This window comes from Delftia sp. WSY_16 (assembly GCF_043104415.1).
GTDB lineage: Bacteria > Pseudomonadota > Gammaproteobacteria > Burkholderiales > Burkholderiaceae_C > Comamonas > Comamonas tsuruhatensis.
Map to the genome: position 1 here is coordinate 36,838 of NZ_JBICKS010000005.1, position 19,767 is coordinate 56,604.

The 19,767-nt window shown below is 62.6% G+C and carries 19 protein-coding genes and 2 tRNA genes; 12 read left to right on the top strand and 9 right to left on the bottom strand.

Going from position 1 to position 19,767, the window contains the following annotated elements:
• Positions 1-53: 53 nt before the first annotated feature.
• The 11 genes from ACF8O7_RS03275 to ACF8O7_RS03325 all read left to right on the top strand — a co-directional run bounded on the left by ACF8O7_RS03275 (position 54) and on the right by ACF8O7_RS03325 (position 9,372).
• Positions 54-1,049: a hypothetical protein gene (locus tag ACF8O7_RS03275; protein ID WP_392442336.1), complete on the top strand. Its 996-nt coding sequence runs from the start codon at positions 54-56 to the stop codon at positions 1,047-1,049.
• Between the two features lie 2 nt (positions 1,050-1,051).
• Complete coding sequence (locus ACF8O7_RS03280; protein ID WP_392442338.1) at positions 1,052-1,570, top strand: hypothetical protein; 519 nt, start codon at positions 1,052-1,054, stop codon at positions 1,568-1,570.
• A gap of 338 nt (positions 1,571-1,908) precedes the next feature.
• The gene (locus ACF8O7_RS03285; protein ID WP_392442340.1) at positions 1,909-2,979 is read left to right on the top strand and encodes a DGQHR domain-containing protein; all 1,071 of its coding nucleotides are present in this window, start codon (positions 1,909-1,911) and stop codon (positions 2,977-2,979) included.
• Positions 2,969-3,817 carry a hypothetical protein gene (locus ACF8O7_RS03290; protein ID WP_392442342.1) on the top strand — a complete coding sequence of 283 codons (849 nt, stop codon included), beginning with the start codon at positions 2,969-2,971 and terminating at the stop codon, positions 3,815-3,817. Before ACF8O7_RS03285 ends, ACF8O7_RS03290 begins: the two co-directional genes overlap by 11 nt.
• 1,064 nt (positions 3,818-4,881) lie before the next feature.
• Positions 4,882-5,166: a hypothetical protein gene (locus tag ACF8O7_RS03295; RefSeq protein WP_392442344.1), complete on the top strand. Its 285-nt coding sequence runs from the start codon at positions 4,882-4,884 to the stop codon at positions 5,164-5,166.
• Complete coding sequence (locus ACF8O7_RS03300) at positions 5,159-6,121, top strand: Bro-N domain-containing protein (protein ID WP_392442347.1); 963 nt, start codon at positions 5,159-5,161, stop codon at positions 6,119-6,121. The genes ACF8O7_RS03295 and ACF8O7_RS03300 overlap by 8 nt, the downstream gene beginning before the upstream one ends.
• Before the next feature lie 482 nt (positions 6,122-6,603).
• A complete protein-coding gene (locus tag ACF8O7_RS03305) occupies positions 6,604-7,368 on the top strand; it encodes a M48 family metalloprotease (protein WP_016445158.1) in 765 nt (254 codons plus the stop codon).
• A gap of 139 nt (positions 7,369-7,507) precedes the next feature.
• A tRNA-Gly gene (locus tag ACF8O7_RS03310) sits at positions 7,508-7,583 on the top strand.
• Positions 7,584-7,682: 99 nt separating this feature from the next.
• Positions 7,683-7,773, top strand: a tRNA-Leu gene (locus tag ACF8O7_RS03315).
• A gap of 328 nt (positions 7,774-8,101) precedes the next feature.
• Positions 8,102-8,728, top strand: coding sequence for a DUF6806 family protein (locus ACF8O7_RS03320; RefSeq protein WP_013803265.1), 627 nt, complete (start codon positions 8,102-8,104; stop codon positions 8,726-8,728).
• Between the two features lie 32 nt (positions 8,729-8,760).
• Positions 8,761-9,372 (top strand): M48 family metallopeptidase, encoded by a 612-nt coding sequence (locus ACF8O7_RS03325; RefSeq protein ID WP_126311847.1) that lies wholly within the window; start codon positions 8,761-8,763, stop codon positions 9,370-9,372.
• Between the two features lies 1 nt (position 9,373).
• Here the strand turns inward: ACF8O7_RS03325 and murI are convergent, their stop codons facing one another.
• The 4 genes from murI to ACF8O7_RS03345 all read right to left on the bottom strand — a co-directional run bounded on the left by murI (position 9,374) and on the right by ACF8O7_RS03345 (position 13,193).
• Positions 9,374-10,264: a glutamate racemase gene (murI, locus tag ACF8O7_RS03330; RefSeq protein ID WP_061287684.1), complete on the bottom strand. Its 891-nt coding sequence runs from the start codon at positions 10,262-10,264 to the stop codon at positions 9,374-9,376.
• Positions 10,265-10,322: 58 nt separating this feature from the next.
• Positions 10,323-10,910, bottom strand: a complete 588-nt coding sequence (locus ACF8O7_RS03335; protein ID WP_126311846.1) for a GNAT family N-acetyltransferase — start codon at positions 10,908-10,910, stop codon at positions 10,323-10,325.
• Positions 10,907-11,539 (bottom strand): class I SAM-dependent methyltransferase, encoded by a 633-nt coding sequence (locus tag ACF8O7_RS03340; RefSeq protein WP_126311845.1) that lies wholly within the window; start codon positions 11,537-11,539, stop codon positions 10,907-10,909. The genes ACF8O7_RS03335 and ACF8O7_RS03340 overlap by 4 nt, the downstream gene beginning before the upstream one ends.
• 100 nt (positions 11,540-11,639) lie before the next feature.
• A complete protein-coding gene (locus tag ACF8O7_RS03345) occupies positions 11,640-13,193 on the bottom strand; it encodes a fumarate hydratase (protein ID WP_013803260.1) in 1,554 nt (517 codons plus the stop codon).
• 313 nt (positions 13,194-13,506) lie between these two features.
• Between ACF8O7_RS03345 and fumC the strand changes: the two genes are divergently transcribed.
• Positions 13,507-14,898: a class II fumarate hydratase gene (gene fumC, locus ACF8O7_RS03350; RefSeq protein ID WP_016445164.1), complete on the top strand. Its 1,392-nt coding sequence runs from the start codon at positions 13,507-13,509 to the stop codon at positions 14,896-14,898.
• A 64-nt stretch (positions 14,899-14,962) separates the two neighbouring features.
• Here the strand turns inward: fumC and ACF8O7_RS03355 are convergent, their stop codons facing one another.
• The 5 genes from ACF8O7_RS03355 to ACF8O7_RS03375 form a co-directional block, all read right to left on the bottom strand.
• Entirely contained in the window at positions 14,963-15,862 is a 900-nt protein-coding gene (locus tag ACF8O7_RS03355) for an alpha/beta hydrolase family protein (RefSeq protein WP_043789617.1), read from the bottom strand.
• A gap of 131 nt (positions 15,863-15,993) precedes the next feature.
• A complete protein-coding gene (locus ACF8O7_RS03360) occupies positions 15,994-17,220 on the bottom strand; it encodes a multidrug effflux MFS transporter (RefSeq protein WP_016445166.1) in 1,227 nt (408 codons plus the stop codon).
• A 1-nt stretch (position 17,221) separates the two neighbouring features.
• Positions 17,222-17,731: a MarR family winged helix-turn-helix transcriptional regulator gene (locus ACF8O7_RS03365; RefSeq protein ID WP_016453094.1), complete on the bottom strand. Its 510-nt coding sequence runs from the start codon at positions 17,729-17,731 to the stop codon at positions 17,222-17,224.
• Between the two features lie 116 nt (positions 17,732-17,847).
• Complete coding sequence (locus tag ACF8O7_RS03370; RefSeq protein ID WP_016445168.1) at positions 17,848-18,534, bottom strand: DUF3334 family protein; 687 nt, start codon at positions 18,532-18,534, stop codon at positions 17,848-17,850.
• A gap of 127 nt (positions 18,535-18,661) precedes the next feature.
• Positions 18,662-19,648 carry a LacI family DNA-binding transcriptional regulator gene (locus ACF8O7_RS03375; RefSeq protein ID WP_016453093.1) on the bottom strand — a complete coding sequence of 329 codons (987 nt, stop codon included), beginning with the start codon at positions 19,646-19,648 and terminating at the stop codon, positions 18,662-18,664.
• Between the last annotated feature and the right edge of the window lie 119 nt (positions 19,649-19,767).

Here is a 19,767-nt window from a genome sequence, read left to right on the forward strand (position 1 = left end):
CCGCGTGGCAACACCGGCGGGCTTTTTTGTGTCCTGAAGAAATGGAGTCCCCTGTGAATCCCCTCAAGCGTTGGCGGTGGTGGGCCGTGCTGGCCTTGCCTCTGGCTGTGATCGTCATCAACTCCCTTGGTCCCAACGGCTGGCGCGAGCCCGTGGTGCGGCTGCTGTGGCTGTCGTGGACGGCAGTGGCTGTGGCCGTGGCGCTCAGCGCGTCCAAGGCCATGGCCGACTATGCCCACGGCCGCGATGCATGGATCAAGGCCCTCGAGCACCCCATCGGCGCCGGCCTGGCCTTCCTGGCGCTATGTGTGCTGCGTGGCGCCATGGTCGTGGCCATCGTCTGGGCATCGATGACGCAGTTTGCCCAGGCGGGTGAGGTGCAGGCGCGCCAGCTCGCCGGCCTGGCCCGCGCCGAGGCCATGGCGCCAATGATCGTCGACGAGATCAACGCCCATTGGCCCAAGATCCCTCGCCGCAGCTACCTGGGCGCGCTGTTCGAGCAGGAGTCCTGCCGATCGCTTTCGCACTCCATGTGCTGGTCCTCGACCGCGCGCCTCAAGACCTCGCGGGAAGAGGGTGGCGGCCTGGCCCAGCTCACGCGCGCATGGACCAAGAGCGGCGCCCTGCGCTTTGACAGCCTGGACGAAGTGCGGCGCATGGCCCCATCCGCCCTCGAGGATCTGGATTGGCAGTCGGTCTATGAGCGGCCCGAACTGAGTGTGCGCGCGGCGATCATCAAGCTGCGCGGCTGCGATGCGCGCCTGCAGGCGCTGTCGCCAGACCTTGATGCACTGGTGCGCGTGGCCTTCTGCGACGCAGCCTACAACGGCGGCTGGAGCCACCTCCAGCAGGACCGCCAGCTGTGCACGTTGCGGGCAGGCTGCGACGCCGACCAGTGGTTCGGCCACGTCGAGCTGCACAGCGTCAAGAGCCGAGAGAAGTGGCAGGGCTACGGCCAAAGCGCCTACGACATCAACCGCGAGCACGTACGCAACACCGTGCCGCTGCAGTCCAGGCGTCTGAAGTACTTGCCGTGGCTGGGGGTGTAGCCATGCTCGAAGCCATCAAGTCCAAGGCCTGGCAGGCGGGCGCCCTGGTGCTGGCCGTGCTGCTGGCCCTGCAGACGTGGCGTCTGCACACCGAGCAGCTCGCCCATCAGCGACTGATCGCGGCCCAGGCCCAGCAAGTGGCCGGCCAGGCCGTCGCGGGCCTGACCCTGGAGCGAAAGCTCGCCACCGCCGAATCCACCCACGCAACACAAACCCAGGAGGCATCCGATGCATTCACCCAGGCCCGCCCTGCGCGCGACGCTGTTGTGCGCGCTGATCTTGATCGCGTTGAGCGGCTGCGCCTCGCAGCCGAACGCAGCGCAGCCACTGCCCGGGCGCAAGCCCAGGCCCACGCCACTGCCGGCCGCGATCTTGCAGATCGATACGGCGCCCTCGCTCAGCACGTTGCAAGCGGGGCAGCAGTGGTTGCAGGACTCCGAGAGAATCTTGCAAGGCGAGACGACGAGGTAGTGCTGCTGCGCACGCAGATTGATGTTGACCGGCGCCTTCTTGCTCATTGACAAAACTATGAGGAAGCTAGGTGGATGCTTTAGCATCAGGTTGGCTAGCACAGCGGCTCGTCCATTTATAGGCTGTGACATGTATTATCAGAACTCTGACGCTATGCGTAGGAACTCGAATGCGGCACGTATTAGTTGTTGAAATCGGGGGCGTTGACCATCTTCATACGTTTCCTAAACCTATCGCGTTGGTCTCTCTGTAGAGCACAAGGCTAAGTTGAAGATTTTTCTGTCCGTGAAGTTGTTGTTGATGATGAACTCTTGGGGCTTGCCTATCGGCTCAACGAGAGTCATAATCGGTGTGGCCAGTTTGTTGCGTAATTTCTAGTGAGGTTAATATGGCGACTAAGAAGAAAATAGAATATAAAAAAATAAGTGTAACTCACCTTGAAACTAAGTTTGGGGTTATTCCTGCCTACACTTTTGCTATTAAAGCAAAGGACTTGCTTGCAATACATTACGTTGCGGTTAGAGGGCGAGATAAAGAAGAGGGTGCCGTTCAAAGACCACTGAGTACTCGTAGAATCAATGACATTAAAAATTATGTCCTTGAAGGAAATACTTTTTTCAATTCATTTATTTTAAATTGGACTGAAGAGACGTACACTCCAGATTTTGGGAAGCAGAAGATTTCTATACCCTTGGTTCCGTCCGCTGCCCAGGTCTTGGATGGCCAGCACAGGCTTACAGGCTTGGCTGAAGCAATAGAGCAAAGGCCTGAGATCGGAGAGACTGACTTGCTGGCGACCTTGTGCGTCGGATTGACGACGCAAGAAGCAGCGCGGATTTTTCTTAACATAAATACAGAGCAGCGCCCAGTGCCGAAAAGCCTTGTTTTTGATCTGTTTGGAGAGGTTGAAAACGATGAAGATCACTCTATAAATCGGGCTACAGATCTTGCTCGCTCGCTCAATGATGAGACTGATTCTCCACTATATCGTTTAATAAAATTCCCTGGAGCGCCAAGAGGTCAAGGGAATATTGAATTGTCTACTTTTGTCTCGGCTCTTAAAGATCATTTGAAGCCGAAAACTGGAACATTTCATACTTATAAGCTCAGAGACTTTGATAAACAGCGGGCCGCTATAGCAAACTTCTTCCTTGCAATACGTGAGTACTATTCAAGTGCTGGAATATGGGAAAGTACTGCGAAGAACCCATTTATTCGAGCCGCAGGATTTAATGGGGCGTTGGATTTCTTTGTGGACTCGTTGATAAAGAGATGCGCGGAGCACGGTTCATTCTCCGTTTCTACGATGAAGAATTTCATTGGTCTTGAAAAAGAAGGTCTTATAACTTGGGAGGATCTGAAAGGTAAAGATGGTAAAACCGCCAGGAAGTCAATTAAAGACCTCTTGGAAAGCAATCTTTTAAATTCACTCCCCGATCATTCTGAGTATGAGTTCTAAAAGATTTAAGGCGCAGATTCTTATAGAGCAGGAAATTGGTTGTTCAGATCCAGCGCAACTTGCAGTAGATAAGGTCCTGTTTAAGAAGAAGATTGAATCTTTGCAAGTCAGTGATGCCTTGATAGTGAGGTTGGAAGAAGCAACTGCATCAGATGCAGCCGATACTTTTTTTAAAGCATTATTAAGTATTGTTGAAGCGCTTGATAGTATTGCGCGTGGAGGACATTCGTGGGCGATAGTGAAGCTATATTATTCGGCTTTTTATCTTCTGCGTTGCCGAATGGCTGGATTTAATCACGTATTTTTCAAGTGCGCTGGAAATATTTACTCGGTTGAGTTGGTGAAAAACTCAACTCCCGTGCTACGCAGTAAAGGTAAATTTAGAGGCAGTGATATTAGGGGGGATCATAAAACTATCATAGCAACTTATGTGAATAACTTCGCTCCCAATGATATTTTGCTTTCTAATACTATTGAGCAGATCAGTGTTTTTGAATGGATGATGAGCGCGCGAGAGGAGATAAATTACCGGAGTCCGGATTTTGTTGAGCCTCTGCTTGGGCACTTTGATAAAGCGCTTTTCTCAAGTGAAGGTTTGGCTTATTGGGTTAATAAATATTTACGTGATCCAACTCTTGTTCATTGTTTCTTGAGGGATCATTGTTGTTTGGCTACTCCTTTGGTGCTGGCGCGAGATGTTCTTTCTGGTTATATCGGTCGATTTAATCGGCGGCCGATCGAAAGTGATCAAGCTGAGTTTTTGGGGTCTAGGCTGAATTCAATATTCTCGGGTTCAAATGATTTTCATGATCTTGTGCTCGCTTCGGCAGATAGTTAAATATCGATACTGATTTTATTTTGGTAAATTTCTATTTGGTTGGGAGTTAAAAAGCTGGAGCATAAAGATTTTTTATTAGAATGTCGACGGCCGATAAGCTAGGTTATCCGGAAGTTTTGCGGAAGCCGTTTGGAGGGGTGTATGAGATGGAATACATCGGCACGGTCCATGTGTTGACCCGTAGTGATGGATGAGGCATGGCGAATCCGGCTAAAAAAGAACGTACGCCGCTCCTGCCGCAGTTCGCACCACGCCTCCATCTTCTCGTTGGTATGGCCTGACTTGTACGGGCTCACGTTGCGCTTCGTCATCACACCATCAGCATCCACATAGTCAATCCGTAGCGTACATGGCCCAGGTTTTCGTGACCTTGTCCCTGGGACTCGATTGGCTGCATCCACATCGGCGAGAAGTTCCAGATGCAGTTGTTCTGCCCTGGTTGCCATGGACTCATCGACAGGCGCTAGTGGGCTCGCATTTGAAAGGGGAGGGTATGCACGTCGTGCTGGAGTAGCTGCCGCTTCTGCCTTCCCGTTGTCTTCTAATGGAGCCAGCGGATGCGAGGGCTTGCGACCCCGAACCAGATCCCTCATTTCCTGCTTATGCCGCTCGCGCGCTTGCGCAAGTGCGAGTGAGACCACCAGCACAGCAACCGCGACGCCTGCCGCAAGCAGTAGAAACCAGAACGTTCCCATAGCCTTCCCTCCGTTTTGTGCACGATACGAAAGATAGCAGGTACACTGCGTACGTCGCGCCCGTAAGCGCGGCTGGGTTTGGCGACCCATCTGGAATGTCGCGGCAAGAGCCGCATGAACCCGCACAGTTCTGTGGCTCTCTCTATTTACGCCTCCACAGTTTTGGTGGCTCGGTGGGAGGTCCGCAAGGGCCTGCCGGTTTCCGCGAGGTTCCCCGGTTCGCCAACCCATCGAGCCACCGCCCTTGTTTGGCGACAAGGGCGACGGTTGTTGCAAAACCGGAACCTTTGGAGGCCCGCTATGGCCCAACCCGCATCTGTGCGCACTTCTGCGCAGATCATTCCCTTGCCCGGCGCTGCCGCTGCGCCCGTGGTCAACCCCAAGCGTGGCCCTGGCCGCCCGCCCAAGAATGTCATCAGCATCTGGAAGGGGCGCTTTCTTCGCAAGCAGCGCGAGCATGAGGCTCGAGAGGCTGCAAGGCTCAACAAACCCATCCCCGTATCTCACCCCTGGCCCACTGGCCGTGGTGCGTGGCCTTTCTTGAAGGTCAGTCGCCAGGACTTCAACCATCTCAACGATGGTGACCGCATGGGAATCGAGGCGACCATGGTTGGCTTGGTCACCCTGCGCAAGGCGGAGGCACGCGATGGCTGATATGAATGTCTTCGCTTTCGACAGCCAGGCGGTGCGCGTGGTGATGGAGTCCGGCGAGCCTTGGTTCGTCGGCAAGGATGTTGCCGAAGTTCTGGGATACGCTGACGCGAACAAAGCCGTGCGCGATCACTGCAAGGGGGCGCCAAAACGGCGCCCCCTTCAAACGGCAGGCGGCATGCAGGACGTGCGCATCATCAGCGAGCCCGACATGCTGCGCCTGATCGTGGGCAGCAAGTTGCCTGCGGCTGAGCGGTTCGAGCGCTGGGTGTTCGAGGAAGTCCTGCCCAGCATCCGCAAAACCGGCAGCTACGTCGATCCGCAGGCGCCTGGCGCGCTGGGCGCTTGTGTGCAGCCGCTGCCGTACCTCAGTCACATGGCCGACTTCCATGTGGCGGCGGACCGCGTCTTCCGCGCCGTGCTGCGAAGTGCCCGCAGCGCGGGCCTGCCGCTGTCACAGGCGCTGCGGCGGGCCAATGCCGTCACCCAGGCCCAGACGGGCATGGACGTGCTCGCCATGCTTAACGCCGACGACCATCTGCGCGCGCTGGAGGCGCACACCAGCGTCGCACCAGCGCGCCAGCATGCGAGCGCGGCCCGCTTCTGGCAGGAGTGGATGGCGGGCGGTATCGACGGCTTGCCATATCAGACGTGCCTTGCTGCTCAGGCATACCAGGCCTATGCCCACTGGTGCTCCCTGAGCCGGGAGCCGGAAACGGCCCGGCGCGAAGTCTTCACCGCCAGCGTGATCGCCGCTGCCGCCCAGGTCGGCCAGCGCCTGCGGGTGAAAGTCATGCGCATCGGCGACGGCCCTCAGGCTCGCGCCGACCGGGTGCTGCTGGTGTCCGAGCCTCCGCATGAAGGGCAGGGTGCCTGGGCGACTGCCCTGGTGCAGTCCTTCGATGAGCGCCTGCGTGCCTACCTCGCCCAGCGTCGGCAAGGCGTAAGGCCCATCTGAGGCGGGTTTCGGCTGGTTGCGTTGTAACCTGTTGATTTTTAAGATGTTGCTTGGATTGCAAATCCGGTTAGACCAGTTCGACTCTGGTTCGCGCCTCCAAAAATTCATTGAGAAAACAGTTCAAAAGGCCCTTCGGGGCCTTTTTCTTTTTCTGCGTCAGGATCATTGCTTGTCCTTGCTGTCTGGTTCGAGCCAGCCCCGTGCCCGGTCAAGCTCCATCTCTCCCTCTCTCTAAAGCTTCGGCACTCTGCGAGTGGTTCAGGGCTTGTTCTTCTGTGACATGAAGAGAATTCCATTCTGTAATTCATTGCCAGTTCGGTGAATTATTTTGTTTCCAATTGTTCTGCCTGGATCCTCGCCGCGAGCATGCTTATTGGAAGTTGATTGGAAAATTGCAAAAAAGTGCAAATGGCTTGCCATTGGCAGTGGATTCAATTGGCCGGTCGTGGATATGATGCGCGCTTCATTCATCGGGAGGGATTATGAAGATCAAGCTATTGACGGCGATTGTTGCCAGCGGCGTGGTGCTGGCGGGTTGTAAAACCATGGAGTCCGCTGATGTGGGCGGGCTGCTGGATTCAGGCTCCACGGCCATGAAGGCCATGACGCTCACGGATGACGATGTGGTCACGCTGTCCAACGACTCCTGCGCTGCCATGGATGCGCAGAACAAGGTGGCCGATGCCAAGAGCAAGTATACGGTGCGGCTGAACAAGGTCATTGCCAGCATGCCGCAGGCCGTCAATGGGAAAAAAGCCGTCTACAAGGTCTATATGACGCAGGACGTGAATGCCTGGGCCATGGCCAATGGCTGCATTCGCGTCTACAGCGGCCTGATGGATCTGATGAACGACGATGAATTGCGTGGCGTGATTGGCCATGAGATCGGGCATGTGGCGCTGGGTCATAGCAAGAAGCGCATGCAAACGGCCTATGCGGCATCGGCTGCGCGCTCGATTGCAGCCAATAGCGGCAATTCGGCGCTGGCCTCGCTGTCGCGCTCGCAGGCCGGAGATCTGGGTGAGAAGTTCATCAACGCCCAGTTCTCCCAGTCCCAGGAGTCGGCGGCTGATGACTATTCCTTTGACCTGCTCACGGAAAAGAAGATGAGTCGCCAGGGCCTGGTCACATCGTTCCAGAAGCTGGCCAAGCTCAGCGGTGGCAGTGGCGGCAGCTCCATCCTGAGCTCTCACCCCCCGTCTGAACAGCGCGCCAAGCGCATGCAGGACCGCATCGACGGCAAGTAAGCGAAGGCATGGAGCGGGCTGCTGTGCGGGTGGGCATCGATCCGCTTCGACGTGGATTTTTTCCGGACTTGGTCCGGAGTGCCGGAAATCTGCGCTAGAATTCAAGTCTGCTCTGTGAGGCGCACAGCTTGACAGATATGCGGGAATAGCTCAGTTGGTAGAGCGCAACCTTGCCAAGGTTGAGGTCGACGGTTCGAACCCGTTTTCCCGCTCCAATTCAGAAAAAAGGGAAGCGGTAACGCTTCCCTTTTTCGTTGGTGCTGCAGTTCGCAGGCATGAGCAGCTTGCGTTGGCCTGTGACGTTGCGGCGCAGGGCCCCGATGGTGAAATTGGTAGACACTGCGGACTTAAAATCCGCCGCTTCCGAACAGGGGCGTGCCGGTTCGATCCCGGCTCGGGGCACCATGAGCTATGTGCAGCAACGTTCTGATGCTGCAATCTTTGTAGCAATTTTGCGTTAAGGCGAATGCTGCGGTTGCGCAATGTTTCGCGGCGCTGCGCAGTGCATGTTGCTGGCTTCGTGCTCTTGCAGCACCGCATTGTGGCCATGCGCCGCCAAGTCCTTGCCGGCTGCATTACGTGCGAGAATCCCTTAATCAGGCCCCGGGCTGCTTGCCTGGATGGCGCGGCTCGGGCAGACAGTGATGGCGATGCCTGCATGCGTTCCGTTGACATTGATCGTGGCACATGGTGCGGCGTGACAGGTGTGGCCAAACTCATCCCAGACGAGAACATGTCGAATTACAACGCTCCATTTGAAATCCACGTGCACGGCCAGGTGCTGCTGCGCCCCGACACGACCTACGAGCAGTTGCAGGAAGCGCTGGGCCCGCTGTGGAAGTATGCGGGTGCCCGCTCCCTGGCCGATGGCGCTGGCAGCGTCTACGAAGAAGAGCCCGGCATCCAGTTCGATACCAAGGAGCGCCTGCTCCAGGTGTGCTGGACGGTGCGCGGCGATGAGGACTTCCGCCAGTCGCTGGACGACATGTGCATGGGCATCAACGAGCTGGCCGAGCAGGGCGCTGCCATCGAGGTGACCTTCTACGACACCGAGTTCGACGAGGAAGAGGAGTCCGAAGAGGCCGAGTCGCGCGACGACTTCGTCATGCTCTTCGTGGGCCCGACGCCCGCGGCCATCATGCAAGTGCAGCGCGACCTGCTGGTGCAGGACGTGGTCAACCTGATGGAGCGCCATTTCGACGGCTCCGAGCTGGGTGGCGTGGTGCAGGAGATCGACAAGCTGTTCTCCCAGCGCTTCGACGCCCTGGTCAGCTCGCTGGAGATCGGCAAGCCGCCGCGCGGCATGGGTGGATCGGGTTCGGGCCACGGCGGCAACCGCCGCCCCCGCCACCTGCATTGAGCGCAAGGCGCTGCCCCGCGCAGCGTACAGCCATGGCGGCACAGGCCAGCACGCCCAAGTATTCCGGAGCAGTCACCGAGACCGTGCGCCGCCAGCGCGAGCAGCGGCGCGAGGTGGCCGGTGGCGCGCTGCCGCTTCCCTACCTGTCCGCCTACCCGGCCGCGCTGCAGTCACAGGTGCGTGGCTGGCTGGCCGATGACAAGGCCGAGGCCTGGCTGCTGCGCAAGCATCCCGAGGCCCATGCCGTGCGCACGGACAAGAGCCTCTATGACTACGTGGATGCCCTCAAGGGCCGGCACATGCGCAATGCCGGCACGCTGAACAAGGTGGCCTACGACGGCCGCATCCATGTGGTCCACAACGCCCTGGGCCTGCACACGCGCCGCACCGTGGTGCAGGGAAGCCGCCTCAATGCCCGGCATGAGATCCGCATCGGTGCACTGTTCAAGCAAGCGCCCGAGGCTTTTTTGCGCATGATCGTCGTCCACGAGCTGGCCCACCTGCGCGAGCCCGATCACGACAAGGCCTTCTACCAGTTGTGCACCCACATGGAGCCCGAATACCACCAGCTGGAGTTCGAGTTGCGGCTGTACCTGAGCTGGATGGACCACTCGGGCCGGCGCCTGTGGCAGGCGCAGCCGTGATTCAAGCGGCCGTGGGGATGGCGCTGGATTCGCCGACCTGAACGGACGAGCAGCATTGCGCGGGCAGATCCAGCCAGCGCGATGCGGCGGACTGCAGGGCCTGCAGCGATCCCGTGGTCATCAACCGGACCTGGCCCTCCGCCGCGGGCAAGGGTCCTGTTTCGCTGGCCAGGGTGCCCAGGCGGTCCAGCACGCGCCGCGTCTGGCGGGCCACTGGGGCACCGGTGTCGATGAACTGGATGTCCGGCCCCAGCAGCGTGCGCAACTGCTCGCGGGCGAATATGTAGTGGGTGCAGCCCAGCACCAGGGAATCCATCTCGCCCGTCTTCTGTCCGAAGCTGCCCAGGGCATTCACATACCTGGCGCACAGGCGCGCGACCTCGGTGGCCATGGGGTCGGCGGGAACGGGCTGCTCCGTGCTTTCCTCGATGGCCTTGGCCAGACCGTCGCAGGGCTGGACATGGAATTGCAAGCGCTGGCCATGGTCGGCCACCAACCGGGCAAAGCGCGCACTGCTCACCGTGCCGCGCGTGGCCATAACGCCCACGTGGCCGGTCTGGCTCGATAGCGAAGCGGGCTTGATGGCGGGCTCCACACCGATCAGGGGCAGTTCGGGCATTTCAGCGCGCAGCATGTCCACGGCAGCGGCCGTGGCCGTATTGCAGGCGATCACCAGTACCTTGATCTGGTGCTGCTCGCACAGGTGGCGCGCAATGGTGCGCGTGCGCTGCTGCACGAAGGCGTCGCCGCGTGCATCGCCATACGGTGCATAGCCGCTGTCGGCCAGGTAGATGAAGCGCTCATGCGGCAGCTCATGGCGCAGCGCCTGCAGCACGCTGAGGCCGCCGATGCCGCTGTCGAAGACGCCGATGGGAGAGGCCGGGGAGGTCATGTGGAGATGCGGATTAAGGCTTTTGGAGGCGGCGCCCAGTATGCCCGCTCGGGCGCGTTCATGCTCGGGCCATGGCTTGCTGCTGCAGCCATTGGGCATGTGTCAGGCGGTACAGGCAATGCCTGCGCAGCGCATGGCCTGCCGGCACCTCCGGATGGTCGAAGTCATGGGCTTCGCGCTCCATGCCCAGGCGCTGCATCACGGCCTGCGAACGCAGGTTGGATAGCGCGGTGAACGAGACGATGGACTCCAGATGCAACGCGCCGAAGCCGTGCGCCAGCGCCGCCCGCGCGCCTTCGCTGGCCAGGCCCTGGCCCCAGAAAGGCCGGGCGAGCCGCCAGCCGATTTCCACGCAGGGCGAGAACGGCAAAGACGCGGCGGGAGTGTGCAGCCCGATGAAGCCCATGAACTCGCCACTGGCAAGGTGCTCTGCCGCCCAGAAGCCCCAGCCGCGTTCCTCGATCAGTGCCTGGATCCTGTCTGCCATGGCATCGCTTTGTTCACGGCTGAGCAGTGCCGGAAAGTGCTCCATGACCTGTGGGTCGGCATTCAGCGCGGCAAAGGGCTGCCGGTCGCCGGCCTGCCACTGGCGCAGTATCAGGCGCGGTGTCCGCAGGGTCGCTACAGGAGAATGTGTGGTGGTCATAGTTGGAGAGGGCGCTGCAGCACCAGCAGATAGGCGGCCGCATGGCCGTGGAAGGAGTGGGGGATGAAGCCTGCCTTGCCTGCCAGCTTTTCCACGCTGGTGCGGCGCTGGAAATGCGGGTCGAAGACCAGCTCGGCCACGGCCAGCAGGCCGCCGGGGCGCAGGCTCTGGAACACGTCGGCCAGCGCGGCCTGGCGGTCCGGGATCTCTCCCAGCACGGCGGCCATCACGGCGCGGTCGTGCTGCTCGGCTGCCAGCTGCCCCTGGCCCAGCGCCGCCGCCTGGGTGCGCACATTCTCCAGCCCCTGCGCGCGCGCCTTGGCCGCCACCTGTTCGAGCATGGCCGGCTGCAGGTCCACGGCCAGCACCTGTCCCGGCGCGCCAACGGCACGCGCCAGTGGCAGGGTGACGCGGCCCGGGCCGCAGCCCGCGTCCAGCACCTTCATGCCCGGCTGGATCTGCAGTTGCCCGACGATGAAGGCGGCCTTGTTGCTGGCCGCGAAGGGGTTGTCAAGCTCGACCATCCAGCGCAGCCAGGACGGGCAGGGCAGGACATGGCGGCGGGAGGACAGGCGCCACGCTAGGCTGGTCACGGCCAGCAGGGCGATGAGGACGAGCGCGATGGTCATGTTGAATGGGCAGTGTTGCAGGCAGCGGGCAGTCTGTCACAAATGCCCGCGCCAATGAAAAGACCGCCCGAAGGCGGCCTCTTTGCGCTTGGTGCCGGCGTCAGGCCGAGGCAATCTCAATGGTCTTGAACTCGCCGGATGCGATGCGCTTTTGCCATTCGGCAGGGCCGGTGATGTGGGCGCTGGTGCCGCCGGCATCCACGGCCACGGTCACGGGCATGTCCACCACGTCGAATTCGTAGATGGCTTCCATGCCCAGGTCCTCGAAGCCCACGACCTTGGCGTTCTTGATGGCCTTGGACACCAGGTAGGCGGCGCCGCCCACGGCCATCAGGTAGGCCGACTTGTGGTTCTTGATGGACTCGATGGCCACCGGGCCGCGCTCGGCCTTGCCGATCATGGCGATCAGGCCGGTCTGCTCCAGCATCATGTCGGTGAACTTGTCCATGCGGGTGGCCGTGGTCGGGCCTGCGGGGCCCACGGCTTCGTCCTTGACCGGGTCCACCGGGCCGACGTAGTAGATCACGCGGTTGGTGAAGTCCACGGGCAGCTTCTCGCCCTTGGCCAGCATGTCCTGGATGCGCTTGTGGGCGGCATCGCGGCCCGTGAGCATCTTGCCGTTGAGCAGCAGTGTGTCGCCGGGCTTCCAGCTGGCCACTTCTTCCTTGGTCAGGGCGTTGAGGTCCACGCGGCGCGACTTGTTGTAGTCGGGCTCCCAGTCGATCTTGGGCCACAGGTCCAGCGAGGGCGCGTCCATGTAGACCGCGCCGGAGCCGTCCATCACGAAGTGCGCGTGGCGCGTGGCCGCGCAGTTGGGGATCATGGCCACGGGCTTGGAGGCCGCATGCGTGGGGTACATCTTGATCTTGATGTCCAGCACGGTGGCCAGGCCGCCCAGGCCTTGCGCGCCAATGCCCAGGGCGTTGACCTTCTCGTACAGCTCCAGGCGCAGTTCCTCGACCTGGTCGAGCTTTTCGCCGCGCGCGGCCTTGGCCTGCAGCTCGTACATGTCCAGGTCTTCCATCAGGCTTTCCTTGGCCAGCAGCACGGCCTTCTCGGCGGTGCCGCCGATGCCGATGCCCAGCATGCCCGGCGGGCACCAGCCCGCGCCCATGGTCGGAACGGTCTTGAGAACCCAGTCCACCAGGTTGTCGCTGGGGTTCATCATGATCATCTTGGACTTGTTCTCCGAGCCGCCGCCCTTGGCCGCCACGGTCACGTCCAGCTTGTCGCCGGGCACGATCTGCACGTTGATGACGGCAGGCGTGTTGTCCTTGGTGTTCTTGCGCGCGAACAGCGGATCGGCCACGACGGAGGCGCGCAGCGTGTTGTCGGGGTGGTTGTAGCCGCGGCGCACGCCTTCGTTGATGGCGTCTTCCAGACCGCCCGTGAAGCCTTCCCAGCGCACGTCCATGCCCACCTTCAGGAACACGTTGACGATGCCGGTGTCCTGGCAGATCGGGCGGTGGCCGGTGGCCGACATCTTGGAGTTGGTCAGGATCTGGGCCATCGCGTCCTTGGCCGCCGGGCTCTGCTCGCGCTCGTAGGCGCGGGCCAGGTGGGCGATGTAGTCGGCGGGGTGGTAGTAGCTGATGTACTGCAGGGCGCCTGCGATCGAATCGATCAGGTCCTGCTGGCGGATCGTGGTGGTCATCGGTGGGGTGTCTTTTTGATCGGGGGAACAGGGGAGGGGAATCCCGGGGGCGATTATCGGCGCTGCGCGGCGGAAAGTGCACGCAAGGGGTGCAGTCTTGTACAAGAGTCGAGGGGTTTGCCTGGACAAGCCCGCCTCGGCGACACCTCAGTGGGGGATGGATGCGAGAGGTTCCCATTTGCGGAGTTACCATGGGCGGGTTTTTGCCATTGCGGCCCCGCCAGCCAGACATCCCCGAGCCACGCAGCGCGCGGCCCGCCGACCTGCCTCCAGCCAACTGCGCCGCGTTGTTTTCACCAAGGAGTCCACACCAATGACCGCGACCCGCCAGGAAAAAGACACTTTCGGACCCATAGCCGTCCCCGCAGACAAGCTTTGGGGCGCGCAGACGCAGCGTTCGCTGCAGAACTTCGACATCAGCGGCGAGCAGCAGCCGCGCGAGATCATCCACGCGCTGGCCCAGGTCAAGAAGGCCTCGGCCACCGTCAACCACAAGCTGGGCCTGCTCGACGAGAAGAAGACCCGGGCCATCCTGGCTGCCGCCGACGAGGTGATCGCCGGCAAGCACCCGGACGAGTTCCCGCTGGTGGTCTGGCAGACGGGCTCGGGCACGCAGACCAACATGAACGTCAACGAGGTGCTGGCCAACCGCGCCAGCGAAATCCTCGGTGGCGAGCGGGGCGAATCGCGCCTGGTCCACCCCAATGACGACGTGAACAAGAGCCAGTCGAGCAACGACGTATTCCCGACCGCCATGCACGTGGCTGCCGTCACGGCCATCGAGCAAAAGCTGCTGCCCGCCATTGCCCTGCTGCGCAATACGCTGCAGGCCAAGAGCGAGGCCTATGCCGACATCGTCAAGATCGGCCGCACCCATCTGCAGGACGCCACGCCGCTGACGCTGGGCCAGGAAATCTCGGGCTGGGTGGCCCAGCTGGCCCATGGCGAAAAGCATGTGCGCGCCGCGCTACCGCACCTGTACGAGCTGGCGCTGGGCGGCACGGCCGTGGGCACGGGCCTGAATGCACCCAAGGGCTATGCCGAGGGCGTGGCGGCCGAGCTGTCCCAGCTCACCGGCTACCCGTTCGTGACGGCGCCCAGCAAGTTCGAGGCCCTGGCCTCGTGCGACGGGCTGGTCCACGCCCACGGCGCGCTCAAGACGCTGGCCGCCAGCATGATGAAGATCGCCAACGACGTGCGCTGGCTGGCCTCCGGCCCGCGCAGCGGCCTGGGCGAGATCTCCATCCCCGAGAACGAGCCCGGCTCGTCCATCATGCCCGGCAAGGTCAACCCCACGCAGAGCGAAGCCGTGACCATGCTGGCGGCCCAGGTCTTCGGCAACGACGTGGCGATCAACTTCGGCGGCGCCTCGGGCAACTTCGAGCTGAACGTGTTCCGCCCCATGGTTTCGCACAACTTCCTGCAGAGCGTGCGCCTGCTGGCCGATGGCATGAAGAGCTTCAACGACCACTGCGCCGTGGGCATCGAGCCCAACCGCGAGCGCATCACCGAGCTGGTGCAGCGCTCGCTGATGCTGGTGACGGCGCTGAACCCGCACATCGGCTACGACAAGGCGGCCTACATCGCCAAGAAGGCGCACAAGGAAGGCTCCAGCCTGCGCGAAGCGGCCGTGGCTTCCGGCCACCTGACCGGCGAACAGTTCGACGCCTGGGTGATCCCTGCCAAGATGGTCGGCAATCTGTAGGACCTGCTGATGCCATCAAAAAGGGGAGCCGGCCGGCTCCCCTTTTTTTGCTTCATGGCCTGGCTCAGTTGTCCGCCTGCGGGCGGCGCACGGTGCGGAACACGTACTTGAGCGCGTCGCCGATGGTGCTTTCCCAGACCGGCCATTCATGCTTGCCGTTGACGATGCGCAGCTCGGCAGGCTGCTTGTTCCTGCGCAGCTGGGCGTAGAGCTGGGCGGCGTCGGACTCGATCATGAATTCATCGTCGTCGCCCGAATTGATGTACATGGGCACGCTGATCTTGCGGGCCAGAAAGCTGTCCCACAGCACAGGGTAGTTGTAGCTCTTCCAGACCGTGGTGCTGTACTGGCCGCCCGTGTTGGGTTCGGCAAAGACCTTGACCGAGCGTGCCGAGGAATCGGCGGGCGGCTCGGGGTTGTAGATGGCGGGGCTGAGCAGGGCGGCGGCCTGGAATTTCTCGGGGTACTTGAGCACGTAGCGCAGCGCGCCGTAGCCGCCCATGGACAGGCCGCCGATGACGCGGCCATCGCGGCTGGTGAGGGTGCGGTACTTCTTCTCGACATGGGGGACGAGGTCCTGGAAGAAGGCCGTCTCCATGGGCTCCTTGAGGTCCACGTACCAGGTCGTTCCCGCGTCGGGCATGACGATGATGGCGGGCGGGATCTCCCCGTTCTGGATCAGCTGGTCCACCGTGCGCAGCAGATTGCCCTTGACGGGCCAGTCGTTGCGCTGGCCGTCGTTGCCGTGCAGCAGGTACATGACGGGATAGCGCAGCCTGGACTGGGCGTCGTAGCCCGTGGGCAGGTAGACGTTGTAGGTCCAGCTGCGCTGCAGCGTGGCGCTCTTGAACTCGGCGGCCTCGATGGAGCCGGCCTGGGCGGCCGGGCCGGCCAGCAGCGCGGCGGCCGCCAGCGTGCCGAAGGCGGCCTGGCGCAGGACGATGGAAAAGGAAAGTTGGCGCATGGTTTTTTGTCTCCTGTGGGCCGTGGCGGCTGGCCACGGCTGCGCCAATGTAATCGAGGGCCTGTGCGCCTCGCGCCCGCGTGTGGCCGGACCGTCGCCTGGGGGACTGTGGCCCTCAGCCGGGGCGGCCCTCAGCCGGGCGCACGCTGCGCGTGGCGCAGAGCGCTGCGAAAGCCCAACTGCCCCACCACGCACGCCACGACCAGGGCCAGCGCGGCCGACAGCGCCGGGTTGCTGCCCAGGCTGGCGCCCAAGGTGCACAGGCCGCCCACGGCCATTTGCGTGCTGCCGTAGACACCGGCGGCCGAGCCCGTGAGGCGCGGATGCACGCTCAGCGCGCTGGCCAGCGCCGCAGGGCTGGTCAGGCCCGAACCCAGCGCGAACAGCACCATCAGCCCCACCACGATGGCCGGCGTGAGCTGGTTGAACAGGGCCAGCAACAGCAGCATGGCCGCGCTGGCCAGGCTCAGCAGATTGCCGTTGAGCATCAGCCGCTCCAGGGGCCAGTGGCGTATCAGCTGGCGGGCCAGCGCATTGCCCACGGCCATGCCGCCCATGAGCAGGCCCAGGTAGATGGCCACCTCATGCTTGGTGGAATGCAGCTGCTCGATGAACACGAAGGGCGCCGCCGCCAGGAAGGCATAGATGGACGTGGTGGCGCAGCCGCCGCCCACGGCAAAGCCCACGAAGGCCGGCGAGCGCAGCAGGCTGCGGTAGTCGTCGCGGATGGTGCCCAGGTGCAGGCGGCCCGTGGGCTGGCCGGTTTCGGGCAGCAGCTTCCAGATGGCGAAGGCCGTCACGCTGCCGACCACGGCCAGCGTGCCGAAGATGGCACGCCAGCCCAGGGCGTCGTCGATGGCCGAGCCGATGGCCGGCGCGATGCCGGGGCCGATCATCATCATCAGGTTGAGCAGCGCCAGGCTGCCCACGGCGTTCTCGGGCGTGCTCGAATCGCGCGCAATGGCGCGGCCCAGGGCCAGGCCCGCGCAGCCGCCCAGCGCCTGGAGCAGCCGCGCGCCGATCAGCCAGGGGGCGGACGGGGCGAGAAAGGCCGCCAGGCTGGCCAGCGCATAGAGGATGAGTCCGGCCAGCAGCATGGGGCGGCGCCCCAGGCTGTCCGACAGCGGGCCATAGATCAACTGGCCCACGCCCAGGCCCAGGATGTAGACCGTGATGGTCAGCTGCATCTGGCTGGCACCGGCCTGGAGCTGGCGTGCCGCATCGGGCAGGGCGGGCAGGAACATGTGCATGGCCAGCGTGCCGACGATGGTCACGACCACCAGCAGCCACAGCGGCGCCTTGCGGCTGGCCGCTGCATGGTCCTGGGCGGGTGGCAGCGAAGAGTGCTCGGCCGCCATCTCAGGCAGCCTGCTCGTCGGGCAGGTCCGTGTCGCAGGCGGGCTCGGCGGCCATGGCCTCCAGCAGGCGCTGCAGCGTGGCATAGGCCGCACCCAGTTCCTCGGGCGGCACGGCGCCCAGCACCTGGGCGCGGGCCTGCTGCAGCAGGCCCTGCACGGCTTCGACCTGGGCATGGCCGGCTGGCGTGAGCTGGATTTTCCTGACGCGGCGGTCGCTGTCGTCCACGCGCTCTATCCAGCCCTGGGCGGCCAGGCCGTCCACCAGGCGCACGACTGAGGAGCTGTCCAGCGCCAGGGAATGGGCCAGATCCTTCTGGCGCATGGCTTCAGGCGAACGCGCCAGATGCATCAGCGGCATCCATAGCGCCTGGGTCAGGCCCATGGGCGCCAGCAGCCTGTCCAGCGTGCGGCGCCATTGCTTGTTGACCTGGCCCAGCGTGAACATGAAATGCCGCTGCACGCTAGCGGCATCGGCTTGCGCGGGCGGGGACTGGTCGGGAAGGGAAGACATCGTGGCATTCAAATAGTTGGTATTCCAATTATCTGCATGTCAACGATATCGTTTCCCGGAGCCGCCTGATACATCCGCAGGCGTCAGGGTTTTGGCCCCCGCAGGGGAGGCGGGGCCTACATGCCCAGCGACTTGAGCAGTTCGTCGGTGTCCGTGCTGCCGGCCGGTTCAGGCGCTGCGGCGGGGGCGCTGGCGTTGGCCTGCGCCATGAGGGCGTCCGGGTCGGGGCGCTCCTGCGGTTCGAAATCCACCACCTTGATGAACTCCGTGCGGTCCATGGCCAGCTCGAGATAGAAGATGTTGTTGTTGCCCGTGTAGAAGGTCACGCGGCGCGCCTCGGGAGAGTCGAGGTTGGCATCCACGCTGAGGTTGACCTGCTTGTTCAGGCGGATCATCTTGGGCTGGCTTTGCGTGATGTAGGTCTGAAGCTCGCGCTGGACCTTGCTGGTGAAGTCGCCCACCACCTGGTTCATCAGCTCGCCCATGACGTTGCTGACATCGTCGGAGGTGTAGGAGCTGGCAAGGTCCTCCTCACCCATGCCCATGCTCAGCATGTAGCTGCGGTACAGCTCCATGGCGGCGGCGGCCGAGAAGTTGATGATCACCAGGCCCGAAAAGCCGCCGTCCACCAGGACAAAGCAGCCGATGTCGGGCTTGAGGCTGGTCTTGGTGATGCGCTGCACCATGCCCGAATACTGGATCTGGCACTGCGTGGCCACCTGGAGCACGCGCGAGACGGAGTTGCAGAGGCTGATCAGCACGTCTTCCGTGCCATGGACGATGGGATGTTGGGGCTGGTTCATGAGGTCAACGGGACAAAATTGTGAGCGATTATGGGTGCAAGTCCGTTGTTTGCGACTGTTTGTAACATTGAAAGTCCATGTGCCCCCTCCTGAGGCGGGGCTTGGCAGGCGGCCCCGAAAGCCGCGCTCAGCGAATCGCCTGCGTGGACTCGCGCACTATGCAGCGCCCCTGCATGACCACCTTGCGCACGGGCAGCTCGGGCGCATGCAGCCGCTCCATCAGCAGGCTGAAGGCCGTTCGGCCCATGGCGTCGATCGGCTGCTCGATGACGGTGATGGCGGGGGCCACCAGTTCTGTCCAGCGCTCGTTGTCGAAACCGGCGAGCGCCACATCGGCAGGTATGCGCAGGCCGGCTGCGCGTATCGCGCGCAGGCAGCCTTCCAGCAGCAGGCCGTTGCTGGCCACGAAGGCGTCGGGCCGCTGCGGCTGGCGCAGCCATTGCGTGACTTCGGCCTCGGCGGCATCGCTGGTCGGGGGCAATTGGCGCAAGTCGGGCTCCAGGCCTGCATCGCGCATGGCGGCCAGATAGCCGTCGCAGCGCTCGCGCGCCGTGCTGCTGGTGCTGCCGAAGACGCCTGCAATGCGGCGGCGGCCCTGTTCCACCAGATGCCTGACCAGGGTGGCGCAGGCCTGGGCGTTGTCCAGCACCACGCTGTCATGGAAGGCCGGGGCGCCCGCCCGGTCCACCAGGACAACGGGAAACTCCAGCTGCATGCGCTCGAGCTTGTGCAGGCTGGCCTGGGTGGGCGCAAAGATCAGCCCCGCGATGCGCTCTTCCTGCATGAGCTGCAGGTACATGGCTTCGCGCTGCGGGTCTTCGTCGGTATTGCACAACAGCACGCGCCGGCCCTGGCGATAGGCCTCGGCCTCGACCGCGCGGATCAGGGCCGTGAAAAACGGGTTGCGTATGTCGGCCACCAGCACGCCCATGGGCCCTGCGTCGCGCGCGCGCAGCCGGCGCGCCATCAGATTGGGCCGGTAGCCCGTGGCCTGCACGGCGGCCGCGACCCGCGCCCGGACTTCTTCGCTGACCGAGCCGCCCGCCAGCGCGCGCGATACCGTTGATTTGGAAACCCCGGCCGCACGGGCCACATCGTTGATGCTGATGCTCAATGCAATCGTTCCCGTTGGTTGTGGTGTGCCGCAGAGGATAACTCCAAAGAAATGCCGAGGTATGGCCGGATTGTGGCCAGGTTATGTTGCAGTGCAGATTGACTGATGGTTGGGAACGT

Bases quoted from the DNA above. Each gene is read 5' to 3' on its own strand.
- ACF8O7_RS03280 (WP_392442338.1), top strand. From the start codon at position 1,052: ATGCTCGAAGCCATCAAGTCCAAGGCCTGGCAGGCGGGCGCCCTGGTG.
- ACF8O7_RS03285 (WP_392442340.1), top strand. From the start codon at position 1,909: ATGGCGACTAAGAAGAAAATAGAATATAAAAAAATAAGTGTAACTCAC.
- ACF8O7_RS03290 (WP_392442342.1), top strand. From the start codon at position 2,969: ATGAGTTCTAAAAGATTTAAGGCGCAGATTCTTATAGAGCAGGAAATT.
- ACF8O7_RS03300 (WP_392442347.1), top strand. From the start codon at position 5,159: ATGGCTGATATGAATGTCTTCGCTTTCGACAGCCAGGCGGTGCGCGTG.
- ACF8O7_RS03305 (WP_016445158.1), top strand. From the start codon at position 6,604: ATGAAGATCAAGCTATTGACGGCGATTGTTGCCAGCGGCGTGGTGCTG.
- ACF8O7_RS03320 (WP_013803265.1), top strand. From the start codon at position 8,102: ATGTCGAATTACAACGCTCCATTTGAAATCCACGTGCACGGCCAGGTG.
- ACF8O7_RS03325 (WP_126311847.1), top strand. From the start codon at position 8,761: ATGGCGGCACAGGCCAGCACGCCCAAGTATTCCGGAGCAGTCACCGAG.
- murI (WP_061287684.1), bottom strand. From the start codon at position 10,264: ATGACCTCCCCGGCCTCTCCCATCGGCGTCTTCGACAGCGGCATCGGC.
- ACF8O7_RS03335 (WP_126311846.1), bottom strand. From the start codon at position 10,910: ATGACCACCACACATTCTCCTGTAGCGACCCTGCGGACACCGCGCCTG.
- ACF8O7_RS03340 (WP_126311845.1), bottom strand. From the start codon at position 11,539: ATGACCATCGCGCTCGTCCTCATCGCCCTGCTGGCCGTGACCAGCCTA.
- ACF8O7_RS03345 (WP_013803260.1), bottom strand. From the start codon at position 13,193: ATGACCACCACGATCCGCCAGCAGGACCTGATCGATTCGATCGCAGGC.
- fumC (WP_016445164.1), top strand. From the start codon at position 13,507: ATGACCGCGACCCGCCAGGAAAAAGACACTTTCGGACCCATAGCCGTC.
- ACF8O7_RS03355 (WP_043789617.1), bottom strand. From the start codon at position 15,862: ATGCGCCAACTTTCCTTTTCCATCGTCCTGCGCCAGGCCGCCTTCGGC.
- ACF8O7_RS03360 (WP_016445166.1), bottom strand. From the start codon at position 17,220: ATGGCGGCCGAGCACTCTTCGCTGCCACCCGCCCAGGACCATGCAGCG.
- ACF8O7_RS03365 (WP_016453094.1), bottom strand. From the start codon at position 17,731: ATGTCTTCCCTTCCCGACCAGTCCCCGCCCGCGCAAGCCGATGCCGCT.
- ACF8O7_RS03370 (WP_016445168.1), bottom strand. From the start codon at position 18,534: ATGAACCAGCCCCAACATCCCATCGTCCATGGCACGGAAGACGTGCTG.